The sequence below is a fragment of the Ideonella sp. genome, assembly GCF_036277275.1.
Taxonomy (GTDB): Bacteria; Pseudomonadota; Gammaproteobacteria; order Burkholderiales; family Burkholderiaceae_C; genus Ideonella.
This window is the reverse complement of the sequence record NZ_DASUNH010000083.1, coordinates 37,702-55,936: the sequence shown is the minus strand read 5'-3', so window position 1 is coordinate 55,936 and position 18,235 is coordinate 37,702. Positions and strand designations below refer to the sequence as shown.

At 67.5% G+C, this 18,235-nt stretch carries 14 protein-coding genes; 5 read left to right on the top strand and 9 right to left on the bottom strand.

Going from position 1 to position 18,235, the window contains the following annotated elements; all coding sequences use genetic code 11:
- Positions 1-414 precede the first annotated feature (414 nt).
- Positions 415-795 (bottom strand): hypothetical protein, encoded by a 381-nt coding sequence (locus tag VFY73_RS14565; RefSeq protein WP_329719934.1) that lies wholly within the window; start codon positions 793-795, stop codon positions 415-417.
- A 48-nt stretch (positions 796-843) separates the two neighbouring features.
- Here VFY73_RS14565 and VFY73_RS14560 point away from each other — a divergent pair, with 48 nt between their 5' ends.
- The gene (locus VFY73_RS14560) at positions 844-1,227 is read left to right on the top strand and encodes a hypothetical protein (protein ID WP_329719932.1); all 384 of its coding nucleotides are present in this window, start codon (positions 844-846) and stop codon (positions 1,225-1,227) included.
- 114 nt (positions 1,228-1,341) lie between these two features.
- On the opposite strand, the gene VFY73_RS14555 is transcribed toward VFY73_RS14560, so the two are convergent.
- Positions 1,342-1,836 (bottom strand): DUF2059 domain-containing protein, encoded by a 495-nt coding sequence (locus VFY73_RS14555; protein ID WP_329719930.1) that lies wholly within the window; start codon positions 1,834-1,836, stop codon positions 1,342-1,344.
- A 78-nt stretch (positions 1,837-1,914) separates the two neighbouring features.
- Here VFY73_RS14555 and VFY73_RS14550 point away from each other — a divergent pair, with 78 nt between their 5' ends.
- Positions 1,915-3,114, top strand: coding sequence for a choice-of-anchor tandem repeat GloVer-containing protein (locus tag VFY73_RS14550; protein WP_329719928.1), 1,200 nt, complete (start codon positions 1,915-1,917; stop codon positions 3,112-3,114).
- A gap of 336 nt (positions 3,115-3,450) precedes the next feature.
- Complete coding sequence (locus VFY73_RS14545) at positions 3,451-4,386, top strand: hypothetical protein (protein WP_329719926.1); 936 nt, start codon at positions 3,451-3,453, stop codon at positions 4,384-4,386.
- A gap of 128 nt (positions 4,387-4,514) precedes the next feature.
- Here VFY73_RS14545 and VFY73_RS14540 read toward each other — a convergent pair whose 3' ends face one another.
- The 7 genes from VFY73_RS14540 to VFY73_RS14515 form a co-directional block, all read right to left on the bottom strand.
- Complete coding sequence (locus VFY73_RS14540; protein ID WP_329719924.1) at positions 4,515-5,522, bottom strand: transglutaminase family protein; 1,008 nt, start codon at positions 5,520-5,522, stop codon at positions 4,515-4,517.
- Between the two features lie 23 nt (positions 5,523-5,545).
- Positions 5,546-8,221 (bottom strand): circularly permuted type 2 ATP-grasp protein, encoded by a 2,676-nt coding sequence (locus VFY73_RS14535; RefSeq protein ID WP_329719922.1) that lies wholly within the window; start codon positions 8,219-8,221, stop codon positions 5,546-5,548.
- 119 nt (positions 8,222-8,340) lie between these two features.
- The gene (locus tag VFY73_RS14530) at positions 8,341-11,841 is read right to left on the bottom strand and encodes a transglutaminase family protein (protein ID WP_329719920.1); all 3,501 of its coding nucleotides are present in this window, start codon (positions 11,839-11,841) and stop codon (positions 8,341-8,343) included.
- A 248-nt stretch (positions 11,842-12,089) separates the two neighbouring features.
- A complete protein-coding gene (locus tag VFY73_RS14525) occupies positions 12,090-13,049 on the bottom strand; it encodes an alpha-E domain-containing protein (RefSeq protein ID WP_329719918.1) in 960 nt (319 codons plus the stop codon).
- Positions 13,049-13,195, bottom strand: a complete 147-nt coding sequence (locus VFY73_RS30450) for an alpha-E domain-containing protein (RefSeq protein ID WP_414654462.1) — start codon at positions 13,193-13,195, stop codon at positions 13,049-13,051. Before VFY73_RS30450 ends, VFY73_RS14525 begins: the two co-directional genes overlap by 1 nt.
- 15 nt (positions 13,196-13,210) lie before the next feature.
- Positions 13,211-14,728, bottom strand: coding sequence for a circularly permuted type 2 ATP-grasp protein (locus VFY73_RS14520; protein ID WP_329719916.1), 1,518 nt, complete (start codon positions 14,726-14,728; stop codon positions 13,211-13,213).
- Positions 14,729-14,744: 16 nt separating this feature from the next.
- Positions 14,745-17,189: a DNA internalization-related competence protein ComEC/Rec2 gene (locus VFY73_RS14515; RefSeq protein WP_329719914.1), complete on the bottom strand. Its 2,445-nt coding sequence runs from the start codon at positions 17,187-17,189 to the stop codon at positions 14,745-14,747.
- A 60-nt stretch (positions 17,190-17,249) separates the two neighbouring features.
- On the opposite strand from VFY73_RS14515, the gene VFY73_RS14510 reads away from it, so the two are divergent.
- Positions 17,250-17,714: a RidA family protein gene (locus VFY73_RS14510; RefSeq protein WP_329719912.1), complete on the top strand. Its 465-nt coding sequence runs from the start codon at positions 17,250-17,252 to the stop codon at positions 17,712-17,714.
- Positions 17,715-17,725: 11 nt separating this feature from the next.
- Entirely contained in the window at positions 17,726-18,214 is a 489-nt protein-coding gene (locus tag VFY73_RS14505) for a disulfide bond formation protein B (RefSeq protein WP_329719910.1), read from the top strand.
- The last annotated feature ends 21 nt before the right edge of the window (positions 18,215-18,235 follow it).

Here is an 18,235-nt window from a genome sequence, read left to right as displayed (position 1 = left end):
CTGGCCTGGCGCCCAAGGCCGTGGTGGGTGCGTGCATGCACAAGTTGGCCATGCTGATCTACGGGGTGCTTCGCTCAGGAGTGCCGTTCGACCCGCGGATCGCCATGCCTAAGCTTGACTTCCAAGACGGTATCTGACCCCCGCGCTGCTTTGCCCCGCGCTGCTACACCTCGAGCCTAGGCGCCGCGCGCAAACCGCTCATGCCTGAGCGGCTCAAGGGTTCGCGGCGCGGTATGCCGACCGCTTCGCTCTATGGGCAGCAACGCGTTCCGCAGCGCCTAGCAGGCCGCGCTTTTCGTCGCGCAAGGCTCGCTTGAGACGATCACGCAGGACGTGCAGCCTGGTGCGGTGCTTGTGTGCAGCAATGCAATTGGACATTCGAAGGGCCTTCGATAGTGATCGACATCGCAGTTTTTACGCGACGAGGCCCATGTTGTCTGTGCGCTGCCGAACATAGGCGGAGCCAGCCGCCGCCCTCGACCCGGCCGGCGATGGCCGCTCGGCCCAGACCTCGGCGCTGGCGGCGTCGAACTTGAGCCCGGCGCTCACGCGAACCTCGGCCAGGCGCTCGCCGCCCGCATCTTCAACGGCCAGCAGCGCATGCGGCTCGAACTCGTCCGGCACGATGCGCAGCGTTACCGTGATGCGCTCACCGCCATCGCGCTGCCGATCGCCGGCTTCTCGACCGCACAGAACGCGTTGCAGCCGTTTTTTCGGGATTGGGCAAGGGGTCAGGCACCCTGTGAAGTCGGCGGAACCGGTGGTCGAAGAAGGCTTCGAGGCGCGGGTGGCCACGTTCGTCGCGTTAGGATCACGGTTGAAACAGCCAAGGCCTCACCCAGGGTGAATGCACAAGATCAGTTGACGAATCCATCCGCGAAGTCAAAGCGACGATTCGGCGTATGGCTCGCCATTCTTGGCGTGCTCGCCCTGCCCGCTTCGTGCATTACATGGACTGTCGTGGCCAACCCGATCGCCGAATGGCGGGCGCACACGTTCTGCGACAACGTCCAGATCGGTGCGGACCTCGGGCCCATCGTGACCGCATTCGACCGCGAATACCCGGGCTCAAATGGCAAGGTCAGTGTCTGGCACTACGAGTCGGCAGACTTTCCAGGGCACAGGTTCATGTTTCCTGGTGCCTGGATGGACCGCGCCAACTGCGATGTCGAGGTAGATCAGCAGGGTCGCGTGGTGTCGAAGACTGAGTACATGACGTACGACTGAACCGGCGCAGCTAACCCACCGGCGCCACCGTCATCCCCCACCATCGACTGCGCCCTGCTCTCGTCCGCTGACGGTGTACCGTCACGCGCCCACCATGAGCGGCCGAGCATCGCGCTATTTCGACTTGCGAGCCGCTTCTTCGAGTTGCAGACGCGCGCCGTTGAGATTGGCATCCATCTCGGCCGCGATGGCGGCCAGTTGCTGCTGAATGAGCGCCGCGAGCTGAGGGCGCTTCGCCACGGACGCCTTGCCAGCCGGAGATTCGTAGAACCGGGTGATCTCCAGCATCTCCTGCTCGGTGAAGTCCGTTCCGAAGATGACTGCGTACCGCGGTCGAAGGTTCGCTGACGACATTTGACGTTGAAGCTCGGCCGATGCCGCGGCTTGGTACTGGTCGACCGCCGAACGAAGCTGAGGCGTCATTGCCGGTATCGCTGACCACTTGGCGATCTCGGCCTTGGCATCGCGATCCAGCTTGAAGGCCCAGGACTCCCGAATCGGCTCGAACTGATAGGCGTTCAGGAAGCGATCCAGCGTTTGCGGCGTCGGCTGTTGAGCCATGGCCGCTGTGCTGATCGCTGTGAGCAACACAAGCAAGAGCTTTCTCATGATTTCCCACCTCCTGAGGCGCGGGCGCAACCACCGCAAGATCGGCCTTTCTCCAACAATGACCTGAGAGGGAGGGCCATGTCCCAGATCTTCAATGCGCGCACGTTCGCGCGCTCCGTACGAGTCTCCGCCGTTCTGGCGGTTGTCGCAATCGGCTCGTTGCCGGCCTTCGATGCCCAGGCGGCAAACAAGCCCGCCAGGCTTCTGCACGCGTTCACCAGCTCGACCGACGGCTACGGCGCCGCCCCTGCCTTGCAGCATGGCGCCAACGATCGCTTCTACGGCGTGAATTCGCTCGAAGGGCCGCTGGGCGGCGGGACGGTCTATGCCTTCGACAGGTACGGCAGCTTCACCGTGCTGCATGCATTCAATTCGCTGACGGAAGGTAGCGAGCCCATGCGCCGGGTCGCGATCTCGGAAAACGGGCTGATGTACGGCGTGCTCAAGAGCGGCGCGAATGGTTGCGGCGCGATTTTCCGGCTGAGCACCACCGGCGACTCGTTCGCGATCATGTACAAGTTCAAGGGGACCACGGACGGATGCGGGTCAACCAGCGGGTTGGTGCAAGGGGCCGATGGTTCGTACTACGGCACCGCGACTTCCGGCGGTAGCGCCGGCTGGGGGACGGTGTTCCGGTGGGATCCGCTGAAAGGGTTCAAGACCTTGCACCACTTCACCCGTGCGAACGGCGACGGCGGCTATCCGCTCAACGGGGTCACTTTGTCGGCCGATGGCAAATCCGTCTACGGCGTGACCAACCGTGGCGGCAGCGAAGACGGCGGCGTGCTGTTCAAGGTGCAGACGGACGGGACGGGCTATCAGGTCCTCCACTCGATGGAGGAGTCCTTCGGCAGCTGGGCCTCGAGTGAGTTGATACTCGCGAAGGACGGCAACTTCTACGGCGCGGCGGAGCGCGGCGGATCCGGCAATCACGGCACCCTCTATCGCATGACGCCGTCCGGAGAGACTTCGCTGGTCTACGCGTTCCAGAGCTTCGGCGTCGCTGGCTATTCGCCCGCCGGCCCATTGACCGAAGGAAGAGACGGCTTGCTCTATGGAACGACGCAGTATGACGGGGCCTACAAGAACGGCACGCTCTTCGCCCTCGGCCGCGACGGCCAGATGACGATCATGCACGCGTTCTCCGACGGCGACGCCATCGGGTCCAATGCCAGAGGCGGCCTCGCCAAGGCGCATGGCTATCTCTACGGCGCCACCGGCAGCCGCCCGGGATCGCTCTTCCGCATCAGGAAGCTGCTGCCGGAGACGCAGCAGTGACTTGATGTGAGCTGATGGCGTTAGATTCGTAGGTGAAGCGCTCGTGGATCAGCTGCATCAGGGCCAGCGCGCCTGCGACCACGCTCACGCCGGGCGTGAAAGCCTCGTGGCCCAGCGCGGCCAGGCCGGCGTCGCGCGGAGCCTAGGCCGAGGGCAGGCTGAAGAAAAATAATCAGTGCCCCCAAGCTCGTGGGTCAGATAGGCAGCCCCGACCGTTTCTTCGTTCACAAGACCAAACGGTCGCTTGGGCCTTGTGCCTGCGCTCTTGCCCACATGCCCCTACCCCTTGCTCGATGTAGAGTCGCGTCCTCACAATTCCTATGGAGGGAGCAACTCGTGACTACACAGGCACACCCATCTACCGCGCGGCGACTTGCCGGCGCTTTGCTGATTTCGCTAGGCGCCTTCGGGGTACCGGCTCATGCAGACAACTCGCTTTTCGCGATTGACACGTCCTTCAGTTTCGACAGCGAACCCGGAGCGGTCGGAGGCGGCCAATCCCGCGTCTACAAAGAGCCGGATGCGAAATTCGTGCTGACCGGTGGTAGCTCGAACTTGACGATGAATGTCACCACGAAGGCTGGCGACGACTGGACGATCCAGATGGCCTCCTTTCCCGGCGTGCGCCTTCACCCTGGCACGTATCCGCTCGCGGAACGCGCGAGCTTCCGGATTGGCCGCGTGCCAGGCTTGGATGTGTACGGCTATGGCTTCGGTGCCTGCAACCAGGTCTGGGGCTCGTTCATCGTTGACCAAGTCCAGTTTGACGAAAGCAACAATGTGACGATGCTGGACGCCAACTTCGTGCAACGCTGCTACGAGAACGGCCCCGCCATGCGTGGCGTTGTTCACTACAAAGCTCCGCCGCGGTCGTTCAGCTTTACGAGCGATCCGGGTGACCGCCTTGCCAATGGGCGGTCTGCCAGCTTCACTGGCGCAGCCTCTTTTCTCAGGCTGAGCGGAAAGCCTAACTGGGTTCAGTACAACGTCTCCGGCAATCGCGAAACCTGGATGGCAATCATCTCGCCGCCGACTGGTCAAACCCTTCAGCCAGGCACCTATGCCACCAGCGATTCGCCAACGCAGACTCTGGCCGGTCTCAGTATCACGGGCAACGGCACCGGCTGCAGCAGTTCCACCGGCAGCCTGACGATCTCATCGATCACCGTCGGCAAGGACGGCGACGTGGCGAGCCTTGGTGCCAACTTTGAATACCACTGTGACAGCAACCAGCCTGCATTCCGCGGCGCGATTCGCCACCGGAACAACTGACGTTCGGCCTTGATAGCTTGCGCATTCGCGCGCAGCGACAACCCGCTGCGCAGCGAATGCGACACCTTCGCCCGCGATGAGGATAGCTCTATTGCTCAGCTCAACGGCTTCGGACCTCATTCGCACCTTCAGCCTTGGGCGACCGGCTCCACCGTCACCCCCACCATCGGCTGCGCCTTGCCCCCGCCCCTGATCACGCCCCTCAACGGCGCCACATCCGCATAGTCCCGCCCCCACGCCAAGGTGACGTGGTCGGTGCCGGCGGGCACGGCGTTCGTGGGGTCGAGGGCGACCCAGCCTTGGGTCGGGCACCAGACCTGGACCCAGGCGTGTGAGGCGTCGGCGCCGACGAGTTTGGGTTGGCCGGGTGCGGGCTTGGTGAGCAGGTAGCCGCTGACGTAGCGGGCCGCCAGGCCGAGGGATCGGCAGGCGCCGATCATCACGTGGGCGAAGTCTTGGCAGACGCCGCGCAGCTCGGCCAACGCCTCGGGCGCGCGGGTGGCCACACTCGTGGCGTTAGGCTCGTAGGTGAATCGCTCGTGGATCAGTTGCATCAGCGCCAATGCGCCGGCGACCACGCTTGCGCCTGGCGTGAAGGCCTCGTGGCCCAGTGCGGACAGGCCGGCGTCGCGCGGGGCGTAGGCCGAGGGCAGGCTGAACTCCACCGCCTCTGATCGCACCGCACCGGCGTGGTAGCGCAGCGCCTGGGCCACCTCTTCCCACGGTGGGCTGTTGGCGGGGTCGGGCTCGGGCTGCGGCAGCAAGCCGGCTTCGAAGGTGCTGTGCACCTGCAGGCGCTCGTGCACGCGGGCGTGGCTGAAGGCGACGCGGGTGTTGCCCCAGCTGTCGACGCTGCGCTGGCCTTCGGGCACACCGCTCGCGTCGGTCGGGCGGCCTTGCAGCCATTCGTCGGGCGGTGGGTCGACGACCAGGCGCCAGCCGCGCACTTGCTGCAGCGCCGTGTCGCGCGGGGCCAGGTGGGCCATGTGGTGGGCCAGCTCGACCGGCGCATCGTAGTCGTAGGCGGTGTCGTGGCGCACCTTGAGCCAGATGCGGCCGTCGGATTCAGGCGCCACCGGCGTCGTCGCCGTGCCGGGGTTGGGCAGCGCTTCGTTGGCAGCGTCGGGAATGGTCATCGGGTGGTTCGCTGCGGTCGCGCTCACTGCCACACGGCACGGTCGACCGTGCTGACGTGCGAGAACAAGCGCCGGCCCAGTGCATCCGACAGGCCTTGCGCCTGCACGCTGCAATCGCGCAGCGCAGCCACCAGCGGGCCATGGCTGCCGGCGTCGTCGGGCGCGGCCATCAACTCCAGCGGCCAGTCTTCGGGGCGCGGCAGCGTCTGCGCCATCTCGTGGGCCCACAGCGGCTCGTGGCGGGCCAGCTTGACGAAGCGGTCGCGCATCGTGCGCGCCACCCAGGCCAGCGAGCGTGGGTTGTCGGTGTCGTGCACCAGCAGGTGCAGCAGCGGCGGCACCTCGCGCCGGGCCTGGAACTGCGCGCGGTAGGTGATGGTGGAGTCGAAGATGCCCAGCAGCAGCGCAAAGCCGTCGTCACGCTTGTGCAGGCCGTGCTCGAAGCCAGTGGCCAGCGCGTGGGCCAGGAAATCGAGCCGCTCGATCTGGCGGCCGACGCTGAGCAGGCGCCAGCCGTCGTCGCGCGTCATGCGGTCGGTCTGCGCGCCGGTGATCGCGGCCAGGTGCGTGGTCACGCGCCCCAGCACGCCCAGCGCGTCGGCCAAGGGCTCGTTGGCCGCGCTCTGCATCACCTGCTCGTAGTGCTGCTGGAAATGGTCACCCACCTCGTGGATCAGCTTCCAGTGCTCTTGCGACAGGCGCTCGCGCAGCGCCTGGGCACAGCCGCGCAGCGCCACCAGGTTGTAGGCCACGCTCTGGCTGGATTCGGCGTCGCCCATGGCATAGACCAGCGAGCGTTCGAACACGCGCAGGCTCTGCTCGGGTGACGGCACGCCCGCGCCCACCAGGCCATGGCGGCGGGCCAGTGCGTCCAGCACGCGCAGCACGGCGGGCGAGGCGCCGTAGATGAACGAGCCGGTCAGCGCCTCCAGCGTCAGGCGGGCCAGGCGTACGGTGTTTTCGGCGCGCTCGGTGTAGCGGCCGAGCCAGAAGAGGTTTTCGGCCGAGCGGCTGGTCACCGTGCGGTGCCAGCCGGCCAAGTCGGCCGCGGTCAGCGGCTTGGGCAGCAGGCTGGTGGCGTCGACCTCGCCTTCGGTCTGCACCCAGGTGTCGGCGCTGGCGCTGCCGCGCTGCATGCTCAGCCACGGGTCGTGTGCGCCATCGCGCCGGTGGCTCACACGCGCCAGGCCGCCGGGCAACACGCGCCAGCCGCCGGCACCGTCGCTCAGCGCGAACACGCGCAACACGGTGGCGCGCGGCTCCAACGCGCCTTCACGCCAAACGGGCGTCTCGCTCGGGCGCACGCGGGCCTGCAGCGTGTGGGCGGCCGGGTCGGCGTCGATGCGATGTTGCAGCGTGGCGCGGGCGCCAGGCGCCAACGCAGCGGTCACCAGCGGTGCGAAGCCGGTGGTGGGCGCGCCGCTGCCAAAGCCGCCGGCGGTGGCGTTGTTGCTCGGGAAGGTGGGCGCCACGACAAAGTCGGCCAGCTTCGGTGACAGTCGCTTCCACACCGCCTCTTCGCCGCACCACCAGTTGGTGGTGGCGGGCAGCAGCAGTTCTTCGCCCAGCAGCCTCTCGGCCACGCCGGGCCAGAAGGCGGCCAGGCCCGGGCTTTCGAGCCAGCCGGCACCGGGCGAGTTGGCGACCACCACCTCGCCCGCGCGCATGGCCTGCAGCAGGCCGGGAACGCCTAACGCCGAATCAGGGCGCAGCTCCAGTGGGTCCAGATAGTCATCGTCGACGCGGCGCAGCAGCACATGCACACGCTCCAGCCCGTGCAGCGTCTTCAGGTACAGGCGGTTGCCGCGCACGGTGAGATCGCCGCCTTCCACCAGCGTCAAGCCCAGGTAGCGCGCGAGAAAGACCTGCTCGAAGTAGGTCTCGTTGTGCGGACCGGGCGTCAGCAACACGACGCGTGAGCGCTCACCGGCAGGGCTCAGGCGCAGCAGGCCTTGCAGCAGCGTCTGGAAGCTGGCCGCCACGCGCTGCACGCGCAGGTCGCGAAAGGCCTCGGGGAACTGCTGGGCGATGATCAGCCGGTTCTCCAGCAAATAGCCCAGGCCGGACGGCGCTTGCGTGCGTTGGCCCAGCACCCACCAGCCGCCATCGGGGCCGCGCGTCAGCTCGAAGGCGGCGACGTGCAGGTGCACGCCGCCGCGTGGCTTGACACCGTGCAAGGGGCGCAGGTACTGCGGGTGGCCCAGCACCAGCGAAGGCGGCAGCAGGCCTTCATCCAACAGGCGGCGTTCGCCGTAGACATCGGCCATGGCCGCGTTCAGCAAGCGGGCGCGCTGGGCCACGCCGGCCTCGATACTGGCCCATTCTTCGGCGCCGATCAGCACCGGCAGCAGCTCCAGCGGCCATTGGCGAGCCGCTTCCTTGTGGCCTTCCGAATAGACGTTGTAGGTGGCGCCGTCTTCCTGCACGCGGCGCTGCACGCGCTGGGCGCGGGTGGCCAGGTCTTGCCAGCCTGTAGTGCCGCTGGCGTCGAAGAACTGGCGCCACAGCGGGGCCAGCTGCACGCGGGCGGCCCGTGTGGTGCCAGGCTCGTTCAGCCGGCCGTGCAGCTCGTCGTAATGGCCCTCGGTGCCTTGTTGCGCGGCGGCCGCGGCCAGCACGGCAGGCTCGGGCAGCTCGTCAGACAGCAGGCTGGATTGGCGGGGCGGCTCGGCGCCGGGGGGCAGGCTCGTGGTGGACATGACAACGCAGTGTGAGCCCGCATCATGCCTGCGCGCCCTGGGGCCGCCTATTCATGGCGCCCCCAGGGCGCGCAGGGTGCGGTGGCAAGCATGGCGGCGACAAGCCGTTTCGGCGGACATCAAACGCGCCGCAGGTCGAGCGTGAACGGGAACTCCAGGCTGCGTTGCGGCGGGGGCACCTGGCGCGTGCCTGCCGTGTGCCCCATCGGGAAAAAGCGCGAGAGGCGACGGCTCTCCGCCTCGAAGGCGTTGACCGGGAAGGTGGCGTAGTTGCGCCCACCCGGGTGGGCCACGTGGTACTGGCAGCCGCCGAGCGAGCGGTTCATCCAGGTGTCGACGAGGTCGATCGTCAGCGGCACATGGGCGCCGATGGTGGGGTGCAGCGCCGAAGGCAGTTCCCACGCGCGGTAGCGCACGCCGGCCACGAACTCGCCAACACGGCCGGTGGGCTGCAGCGGCACGGCGATGCCGTTCACCGCTACGCGGTGGCGCGGGTCGACCAGGCCGCTGACATGCAACTCGATGCGCTCCAGCGACGAATCGACGTAACGCACCGTCGTGCCGGCCGCGCCCTCTTCGCCCATCACGTGCCACGGCTCCAGCGCGTTGCGCAGCGTCATGTGCACGCCGCGCGCCGTCAACTCGCCGATCTTCGGGAAGCGGAACTCGAAGTGCGGTGCGAACCACGCGGTGTCGAAGGCGTAGCCGGCGGCGGCCATGTCTTCGAGCACGTCGTCGAAATCCATCTTCAGGAAGCTGGGCAGCAGGAAGCGGTCGTGCAGCTCGGTGCCCCAGCGCACCAGCGCGGCCTTGTAGGGTGTCTTCCAGAAGCGGGCGACCAGCGAGCGCAACAGCAGCTGCTGCACGATGCTCATGCGCGCATGCGGAGGCATCTCGAAGGCGCGCAGCTCCAGCAAGCCCAGGCGGCCCGTCGCCGAATCCGGCGAGTAGAGCTTGTCGATGCAGAACTCGCTGCGGTGGGTGTTGCCAGTCACATCGACCAGCACGTTGCGTAGCGTGCGGTCCACCAACCACGGAGGCATGCGGCTGCCGTGGGTCTGGCTGGCACGCTCAATCTCGCCGAGCGCGATCTCCAGCTCGCGCAGCTGGTCGTTGCGGGCTTCGTCGACGCGCGGCGCCTGGCTGGTCGGGCCGATGAACAGGCCCGAGAACAGGTAGCTCAAGGAGGGGTGGTTGTGCCAGTAGGCCAGCAGCGAGGCCAGCAGGTCGGGCCGGCGCAAGAAGGGCGAATCGGCCGGCGTGGCGCCGCCCAGCACGAAGTGGTTGCCGCCGCCGGTGCCGGTGTGGCGGCCGTCGAGCATGAACTTCTCGGTCGACAGGCGAGACTGGAACGCAGCGTCGTAGAGAAACTCGGTCTGCTGCACCAGCTGGCGCCAGCTGTGCGCGGGGTGGATGTTGACCTCGATCACCCCCGGGTCGGGCGTGACCTGCAGCAGCTTCAGCCGCGGGTCACGCGGCGGCGGGTAGCCTTCGAGGATGATCTTCACGCGCTGCGCAGCGGCCGTGGCTTCGACCGCGGCGAGCAGCTCCAGATAGTCTTCCAGCGCCTGCAGCGGCGGCATGAAGACGTAGAGCACGCCGGTGGCTTTGCCGGTGTTCTCGGCCTTGGGGCCATTGGCGCGGCGCGGGTCGCGCGCTTCGACGCACAGCGCGGTGCGGGTGATCCAGTGGGCGGATTGCTGGCGAGCAGGGAATGTGGTGTCGACAGCGTCGGGGCTGCCAGAGGCGGCGGGGCCGGAAGCACCGCCAACCGGTGCGCCGCGGCTTGCCGCCTGGCCCACGCCTTCGCCCGGCACACCGCGCAGCGCTTGCAAGGCGACGACGCCCCCTTCGGCAAACCCGCCGCCTTCGCTGTGCGGCGCGTACCCACCACCGTACTGTGCGCGCAGTGTGGCCGGGCCCGGCAGCTGGCCGCGTGGTGCAAACGGGTCTTGCTCGTGCAGGTACGGGTAGTCGCTCTTCGCCACCCAGGGCAGTGAATCGAGCGGCAGCCGGTAGCCCATCGGCGAATCGCCAGGGTGCAGGTACATGCGCTCGTCGCGGAAGAACCAGGGGCCGGTGACCCACTTGTTGCCGCTGAGTTGTGGCCCTTCGCTGCGCTTCAACGGCAACACATAGCCGACCTCGTGCTCCAGCCCTTGGCTGAAGATGCGGCGCAGACGGACGCGTTCCAGCTCGTCGTCGAGCTTGGCGTTGAACGGGTCGACGTTGACCGGCAGCCTGCGCTCGCGCCACAGGTAGTACCAGGTGTCTTCGTAGCCGGTCTGCACGTACTGCGCGTCCAGCCCCAGGCGGTCGGTCAGCCCGGTGATGAAGCGCTTGGCGTCTTCGCTGGTGTAGGCGTGCGGTTCGCGCTCGTCGGCGAAGAGGCCCGGGTCGTGCCAGCAGGGCTGGCCATCTGCCCGCCAGCAGATCGACAAGGCCCAGCGCGGCAGTTGCTCGCCCGGGTACCACTTGCCCTGGCCAAAGTGCAAGAAGCCGCCTTGGCCGTATTCGGCGCGCAGGCGGTGCACCAGGTCTTGCGCGAACATGCGCTTGGTCGGGCCAAGTGCATCGGTGTTCCATTCGGCGCCGTCGCGGTCGTGCACCGAGACAAAGGTCGGCTCGCCGCCCATCGTCAGGCGCACATCGCCGGCTTGCAGCTCGTCGTCGACCTGCTCGCCGAGCTGCAGCACCTGCGTCCACTGATCTTCGGTGTAAGGCTTGGTGACGCGCGGCGACTCCCAGATGCGGCTGATCGCCATCTCATGGCCGAAGGTGACCTCGCTCTGGTCCACCGCGCCGCTGACCGGCGCTGCGCTGGAGGGCTGTGGCGTGCAGGCCAGCGGGATGTGGCCTTCACCGGCCAGCAGGCCCGAGGTCGGGTCGAAGCCGATCCATCCGGCGCCGGGCAGGTAGACCTCGCACCAGGCGTGCAGGTCGGTGAAATCGACCTCGGTGCCGCTCGGGCCGTCGAGCGCCTTCACGTCCGACCTCAGCTGAATCAGGTAGCCCGAGACGAAGCGCGCGGCCAGGCCCAGGTGGCGCAGCGTCTGCACCAGCAACCAGCCGGTGTCGCGGCACGAGCCGCTGGCATTGACCAGCGTCTGCTCCGGCGTCTGCACGCCAGGCTCCATGCGGATCAGGTAGCGGATACCGTGCTGCAGCCGCTGGTTCAGGCCGACCAGGAAGTCGATCGTGCGGGTTTCGCTGCGGTCGATGCTGTCGACGAACTTGGCGAACGCAGGGGTCAGCGGCTCGGTGACGAGGTACGGCGCCAGCTCTTGCGCCAACGCGTCGTCATAGCTGAAGGGGAAGGTCTCGGCCCCCGGCTCCAGAAAGAAGTCGAACGGGTTGTAGACCGACATCTCGGCCACCAGGTCCACCGTGACCTTGAACTCGGTTGTCTTCTCGGGAAAGACCAACCGCGCCAGGTAGTTGGCGAACGGGTCCTGCTGCCAGTTGATGAAGTGCTCGTCGGGCTCGATCGTCAGCGAGTACGACAGGATCTTCGTGCGGCAGTGCGGCGCGGGCCGCAGACGGACGATCTGCGGCGACAGGCCGACGCGGCGGTCGTACTTGTAGTGGGTGACATGCTTCAGCGCGACATGGATCGACACGGGCCATCCTTTTCAGTGTTTCATCGCTCCCGTTCGCGCGGAGCGTTGGCCTGGGCTTCGACAAGCTCAGCCCGAACGGTGTTTGGTACAGACCACCTCACACCACCCGTTCGTCCTGAGCCCGTCGAAGGGCCCGGGCTTGTCCAAGGACATCCGATCGTCCTGGTTCCGCAGACGTTTCTTGGCTTCGACACGCTCGGCCCGAACGGGCGAGGAACCCCCCATCCGAACGGGATGCACGTACACGGTCAGTGGACGGCAGCAACGAGGAAGTCGCGGCTGATGCCTGCGCCGAGGTCGCCCACGCGGTCCAGGAACTGGGTCAGGTAGGCGTGCAGGCCGGTGGCGAGGATCTCGTCGATGCGGCCATAGTCCAGGTCGGCCCGCAGGCGGCCGGCGCGGCGTTGGGTGTCGGCCGACTGTTCGTTGGCGACCAGCTTCAGGTTGGTGACCACCTCATGCATGCAAGCCGCGAGCGAACGCGGCATGTCGTGCCGCAGGATCAGCAGCTCGGCCACTTTCTCGGGCGTGATGACATTGCGGTAGACCTTGCGGTAGATCTCGAAGCCGGAGACCGAACGCAGGATCGCCGACCAGTGGTAGAAGTCGTACTCGTTGTCCTTCTCTTCGGCGGCACCGTAGAAGTCGCTCTGCACCGCGTGGAACTTCACGTCGAGCAGGCGCGCGGTATTGTCGGCACGCTCGAGGAACGAGCCGATGCGCAGGAAGTGGAAGGCTTCATCCTGCAACATCGTGCCGACCGTGACGCCGCGGCTCAGGTGCGAGCGGAACTTGACCCACTCAAACAGGCTGGCCGGGTCACGCGTCAACGTGCCGTCGGCCAGCAGGCGGTTGAACTCGAGCCAGGTCTGGTTCGTCGTCTCCCACACCTCGGTGGTCAGCGTGCCACGCACCGCACGGGCGTTCTCGCGCGCGGCGCGCAGGCAGCTCAGGATCGACGAGGGGTTGCGCTCGTCCTTCACCATGAACGACATCACCTGGCGCGGGTTGATCGCACCATAGCGGGTGGTGTAGTCGTAGGTCAGCTCGCTGATGCTCAACAGGCCTTGCCAGCCCTGCTCGGCAACCCCGACGGATTGCGGCAGCAACGCGGTCTGGTAATTCACGTCGAGCATGCGAGCTGTGTTTTCGGCCCGCTCCATGTAACGGGCCATCCAGAACAGGTGGTCGGCGGTTCGCGAAAGCATTATTCGTCCTCCCCCATGGCCGAAAACCCCGTGCACGCTGACGCGTGCCGCAGTGTTGTGGCTTCGCCGCAAGCGCTTTGCGCTTGACCAGCCCGCTCCATGTAACGGGCCATCCAGAACAGGTGGTCTGCTGTGCGTGAAAGCATGTCTCGTCCTCCCGTTCAGGCGCGTTGGCTCTGGCTTTGGCCGCGCTGGCTTTGGACCTGGGTCTGGTGACCTTGGCTCTGGCTCTGCCAGCTCGGGCCGTCTTCCAGCACCCACGTGTCCTTCGTGCCACCGCCCTGGGACGAATTGACAACCAGCGAGCCTTCCTTCAGCGCGACGCGCGTCAACCCGCCGGGCACCGTCTGCACCTCGGTACCCGAGAGCACGAAGGGCCGCAGGTCGATGTGGCGCGGGGCGATGCCCGATTCGACAAACGTCGGGCAGGTGGACAGGCTCAGCGTCGGCTGGGCGATGTAGTTGCTGGGGTTGGCGACGAGGTGCTCGCGGAACCTGGCGATCTCGTCCTTGGTGGCCGCCGGGCCCACGAGCATGCCGTAGCCGCCGGCCCCGTGCACTTCCTTCACCACCAGGTCGGGCAGGTGGTCGAGCACGTACTTCAGATCGTCCGGTTCGCGGCACAGGTGCGTCGGCACGTTGTTCAGGATCGGCTTCTCGCCGAGGTAGAACTCGATCATCTTCGGCACATACGGGTAGATCGACTTGTCGTCGGCGATGCCCGTGCCGACGGCGTTGCTGAGCGTCACGTTGCCGGCCTTGTAAGCTTCGACCAGGCCGGCGCAGCCTAAGGTCGAATTCGGACGGAAGACCTTGGGGTCGATGAAATCGTCATCGATGCGGCGGTAGATCACGTCGACCCGTTTCGGGCCTTGCGTCGTGCGCATGAAGACGTACTTGTCCTTGACGAACAGGTCTTGCCCCTCGACCAGCTCGACACCCATCTGCTGCGCGAGGAAGGCGTGCTCGAAGTAGGCCGAGTTGTACATGCCGGGCGTCAGCACGACGACCGTCGGCTCGTTCACGCCCTGGGGGGCGACGCTGCGCAGTGTTTCCAGCAGCAGGTCGGGGTAGTGGGCGACCGGCGCGATGCGGTGCTCGCTGAACAGCTCGGGGAACAGCCGCATCATCATCTTGCGGTCTTCGAGCATGTAGCTGACGCCGCTGGGCACGCGCAGGTTGTCCTCCAGCACGTAGTAGCTGCCCGAGCCGTCGGGGTTGGCGGCACGCACGATGTCGATGCCGGCGATGTGCGAGTAGACGTTCTGCGGCACGTCCACCCCCATCATCTCGGGGCGGAACTGCGCGTTCTTCAGGATCTGCTCTTCAGGCACCAGGCCGGCCTTGAGGATCTCTTGGCCGTGGTAGACGTCGTGGATGAAGCGGTTCAACGCGGTGACCCGCTGGCGCAGGCCTTTTTCCATCTCGCGCCATTCGTGCGCGGGGATCACGCGGGGAATCAGGTCGAAGGGGATCAGGCGTTCGGTGCCCTCGCCGTCGTCCTTGTCGCCATAGACGGCGAAGGTGATGCCGACGCGGCGGAAGATGACCTCGGCTTCCTCGCGCCGGCTTTTCATCATGTCGCGCGGCTGATCGGCCAGCCAGCGGCTGTAGGTTCGGTAGTGCTCGCGAACGGTGTCGCTGGTCGCATGCATCTCGTCGAAGCTGGGTCTCGTCATTCAAGCTCTCCTGGGCTCAAGGACTAGCAACAACCGCACCACCCGCGGGCGACAACGCAGGGGCTTGCCAGTGCCAGTATCGCCTGCGCACGAACCTTGTGCACCATGCACCAGCGTCTTGCTGGATCCAAGCACCGCAATGGTCGGTTCGCACCACCGGGATGCCTGCGGCCGCGTAACGCGCCAGCACCGCCGGGTGCGGGTGGCCGAAACGACTGCGGTAGCCGACCTGGGCCACCGCCACCTTCGGCTGCACGGCGGCCAGGAAGGCGGCCGTCGACGACGTCTGGCTACCGTGGTGCGGCACCAGCAGGATGTCGCTCTTCAGCCTCGGCCCCAGGCGCTCGACCAGGGCCTTCTCCTGCTCGGTTTCGATGTCGCCAGTCAGTAGCACGCTATGGCCCGAGGCGTCTTGCACCCGGACGACGCAGCTCATCGCGTTGGGCTTCAGGCCGTGTTGCCAGGTGTGGGCGGGTGGATGCAGCACCTCGAATCGCACGCCGTCCCACTGCCAGGTTTGGCCGGCTTCGCAATCGACATGCGGTACCGGCCGGTCGCCGGGCCCGGTCGACTCGCGCAGCGGGTGGTTCGGCTCCAGACCGGTACGCAGCTCGCCCACCGGCAGGGCAGCCAGGATCGCCGGCGCGCCGCCGACATGGTCGGTATCGCGGTGGCTGACCACCAGGCTGTCGATTCGCGTTTCGCCACGTGCACGCAGCAGCGGCAGCAGCACGCGCTGGCCGGCATCGTTGTCCTGGCCGTAGCGCGGGCCAGTGTCGTGCAGCATCAAATGGGTGGCGGTGCGCACGAGGATCGCACTGCCCTGCCCCACATCGGCCGCCAGCAGCTCGAAGTGGCCAGGGGCCGGGCGTTGGATCGCAGGCCATAACAACGGCAACAGCAGCGGCAACCCGGCCAGGCGCGCGCGCCAGGGCAGCGGCAGCACCAGCAGCGCGCCGCCGAGCAGGCCCAGTGCTGCGGCCCACGCGGGCGCAGCCGGCACCGTCCACACCGCCATCGGCACCTGGCCCAGCCAGCCCAGCACGGTGAGCAAGGGCTGCAGCGCCCAGCCGGCCAGCCACCACAGCGGCGGCAACACCAGGCCCGCCAGCGCGAGCGGAGTGACCACCAACGTGATCCACGGCACCGCCACCAGGTTGGCGACAAAGCCGATCAGCGAGATCTGCTGGAACAGCAACAGCGTCAGCGGGGCCAGCGCGAGGGTGGCGACGATCTGCTGGCGCAGTGCGCTGCGCAACAGCGCGATGACCTGTTCGCGCCGGCTCGGTGATGGCCCGGCCTCGACCTGGGGTGGGTGACTGGCGATCAGCAGCGCCACCGCGACGAACGAGAGCCAGAAACCAGGCTGCAGCAGGGCCCATGGGTCCAGCGCCACCACCGCGGCCCCCGCCAGCAGACACACCAGCAGCGGCGGCCAATGCAGGCCGAGTTGCTGCAGCCCAACCGTCAGTGCCAGCATCCAGACCGTGCGCTGGGCCGGCACACCCCAACCGGCGACCAACGCGTAGCCGGTGGCCAGCAGCACACCGCCCCAGCGCGCCGCGTACGGTGTTGGCCAGGCCAGCATCAGGTGATGGCTCTGGCGCCAGAGGCGGCCGATCAGCCCACCCGCCAGCCAGGCGAACAGCGTGATGTGCAAGCCGCTGATGCTCATCAGGTGCGCCACGCCGGTCTGCCGGAACAGTGCCCAGCCGGGCGAGTCGATGGCGGATTGGTCGCCCACCGTCAGCGCGGCCAGCACGCCGGCCACGTCGGGCCCGCCGCCTTGCAGCAGCGCCGCGTCGCGCCAACGCTGGCGGGCGGCGTCGAGCTGTTCGTCCGGCCGCCACCAGCGTGGATGGTCAAGGCGCTGCGGGTCGGTCGGCGCCGCGGCGCGTACGCTGCCGACGGCGCCGATGCCTTGCTCGAACAACCACAGCTCGGCATCGAAGCCTTCGGGGTTCAGCACGCCGTGCGGGCGCTTCAGCCGCAGCGGCAACTGCCAGCGCTCACCGGCCAACACGCGCGGTGGCGGCCCCGCCCCGTCGCGCGGCCAGGCCAGCCACAGGCGCGGCGGCAGCGTGACGGCCTGGTTGTCCGCGCTGCGCGCAGCGTCGGGCGCGAAGAGGAAATGCAGGCCCTCGGCGTCGACCTGCGGCAGCCGGATGATGCGGCCGCTGACGATCAGGTCGCGACCTTCGAGTGCGGCCGGCAGCGTCAGGGCGACTCGGGCGCCCCCGCGCAAGCCTGCCTGGGCCCACGCCAATGCCCCGGTCGCGACGCAGGCAGCCAGCAACAGCGCCAAGCCGCCACCGTGCCGGCCGGCGCGCCAGGCTGATACGGCAAGCACCAGCGCTGCCGCCAGGCCCTGCGCCAGGTAAACGCCCTGCGCCCACAATTCGGCCTGCTGCAGTTGCAGGGCGCAGCCGGCCAACCAGGCCAGCGCCACCGCCACGATCACGCCCCCCTGCATGCCCCAGTGTAGGATGCCCGCCGAATCATTTTCTTACCGGAGAAACCCATGTCTGTTGCCGCCCGCCTGGCTGAGCTTGGCATCGAGCTGCCGCCCGTGGCCATCCCCGCCGCCGCCTACGTGCCTTTCGTCCAGACGGGCAACCTCGTGTTCATCTCCGGCCACATCGCCAAGAAAGACGGCAAGCCCCACGTCGGCCAGTTGGGCCTGACGATGGGCACTGAAGAGGGCAAGGCGGCCGCCCGCGCGATCGCGATCGACCTGATGGGCACGCTGAAGGCTGCCTGCGGCGGCGACCTGGACCGCGTGGCCCGCATCGTCAAGGTGATGAGCCTGGTCAACTCGGCCCCGACCTTCACCGAGCAGCACCTGGTCACCAACGGCTGCTCCGAGCTGATCGGCGAGGTGTTCGGCCCGCAAGCCGGTGCCCACGCGCGCAGCGCCTTCGGCGTCGCCCAGATCCCCCTCGGCGCATGCGTCGAGATCGAGCTAATCGCCGAGCTGAAGCCCTGAGGACATCACCCATGGATGGTCTGCTGAGCCGCCCGGTCCCTCTGCTGGGCCTGATCGCGCTGCTGTCTTTCGGCTCGGTGGGCCTGGCGCTCGTGTCGCAGTACCACTTCGACATGCAGCCCTGTCCCTGGTGCACGCTGCAGCGCCTGATCTTCCTGCTCATCGGGGCGTTTGCGGTGCTGGGGCTGGTGTTGCGCTCGAGCGGCATCCGCCGCGTGATCGCCGCCGGCGGCCTGATGCTCGCCGTGTGCGGCATCGCCAGCGCGCTGTGGCAGCACTTCGTCGCGGCCAAGAGCGACAGCTGCAACCTGACGCTGGCAGACCGCATCATGCAGGCGCTGGGTCTGTATGACCGCGCGCCCGAAGTCTTCGCGCCGATGGCCTCTTGCGCCGAAGCGTCGATCACGCTGCTGGGCATCCCGTACGCGTTCTGGAGCCTGTTCGCCTTCTTGCTGTGCGCGCTGGGTTGCGTGCAGGTGATGCGCGTCACGCGCATCTGAACGCTGGTCCGGGCCTGACAT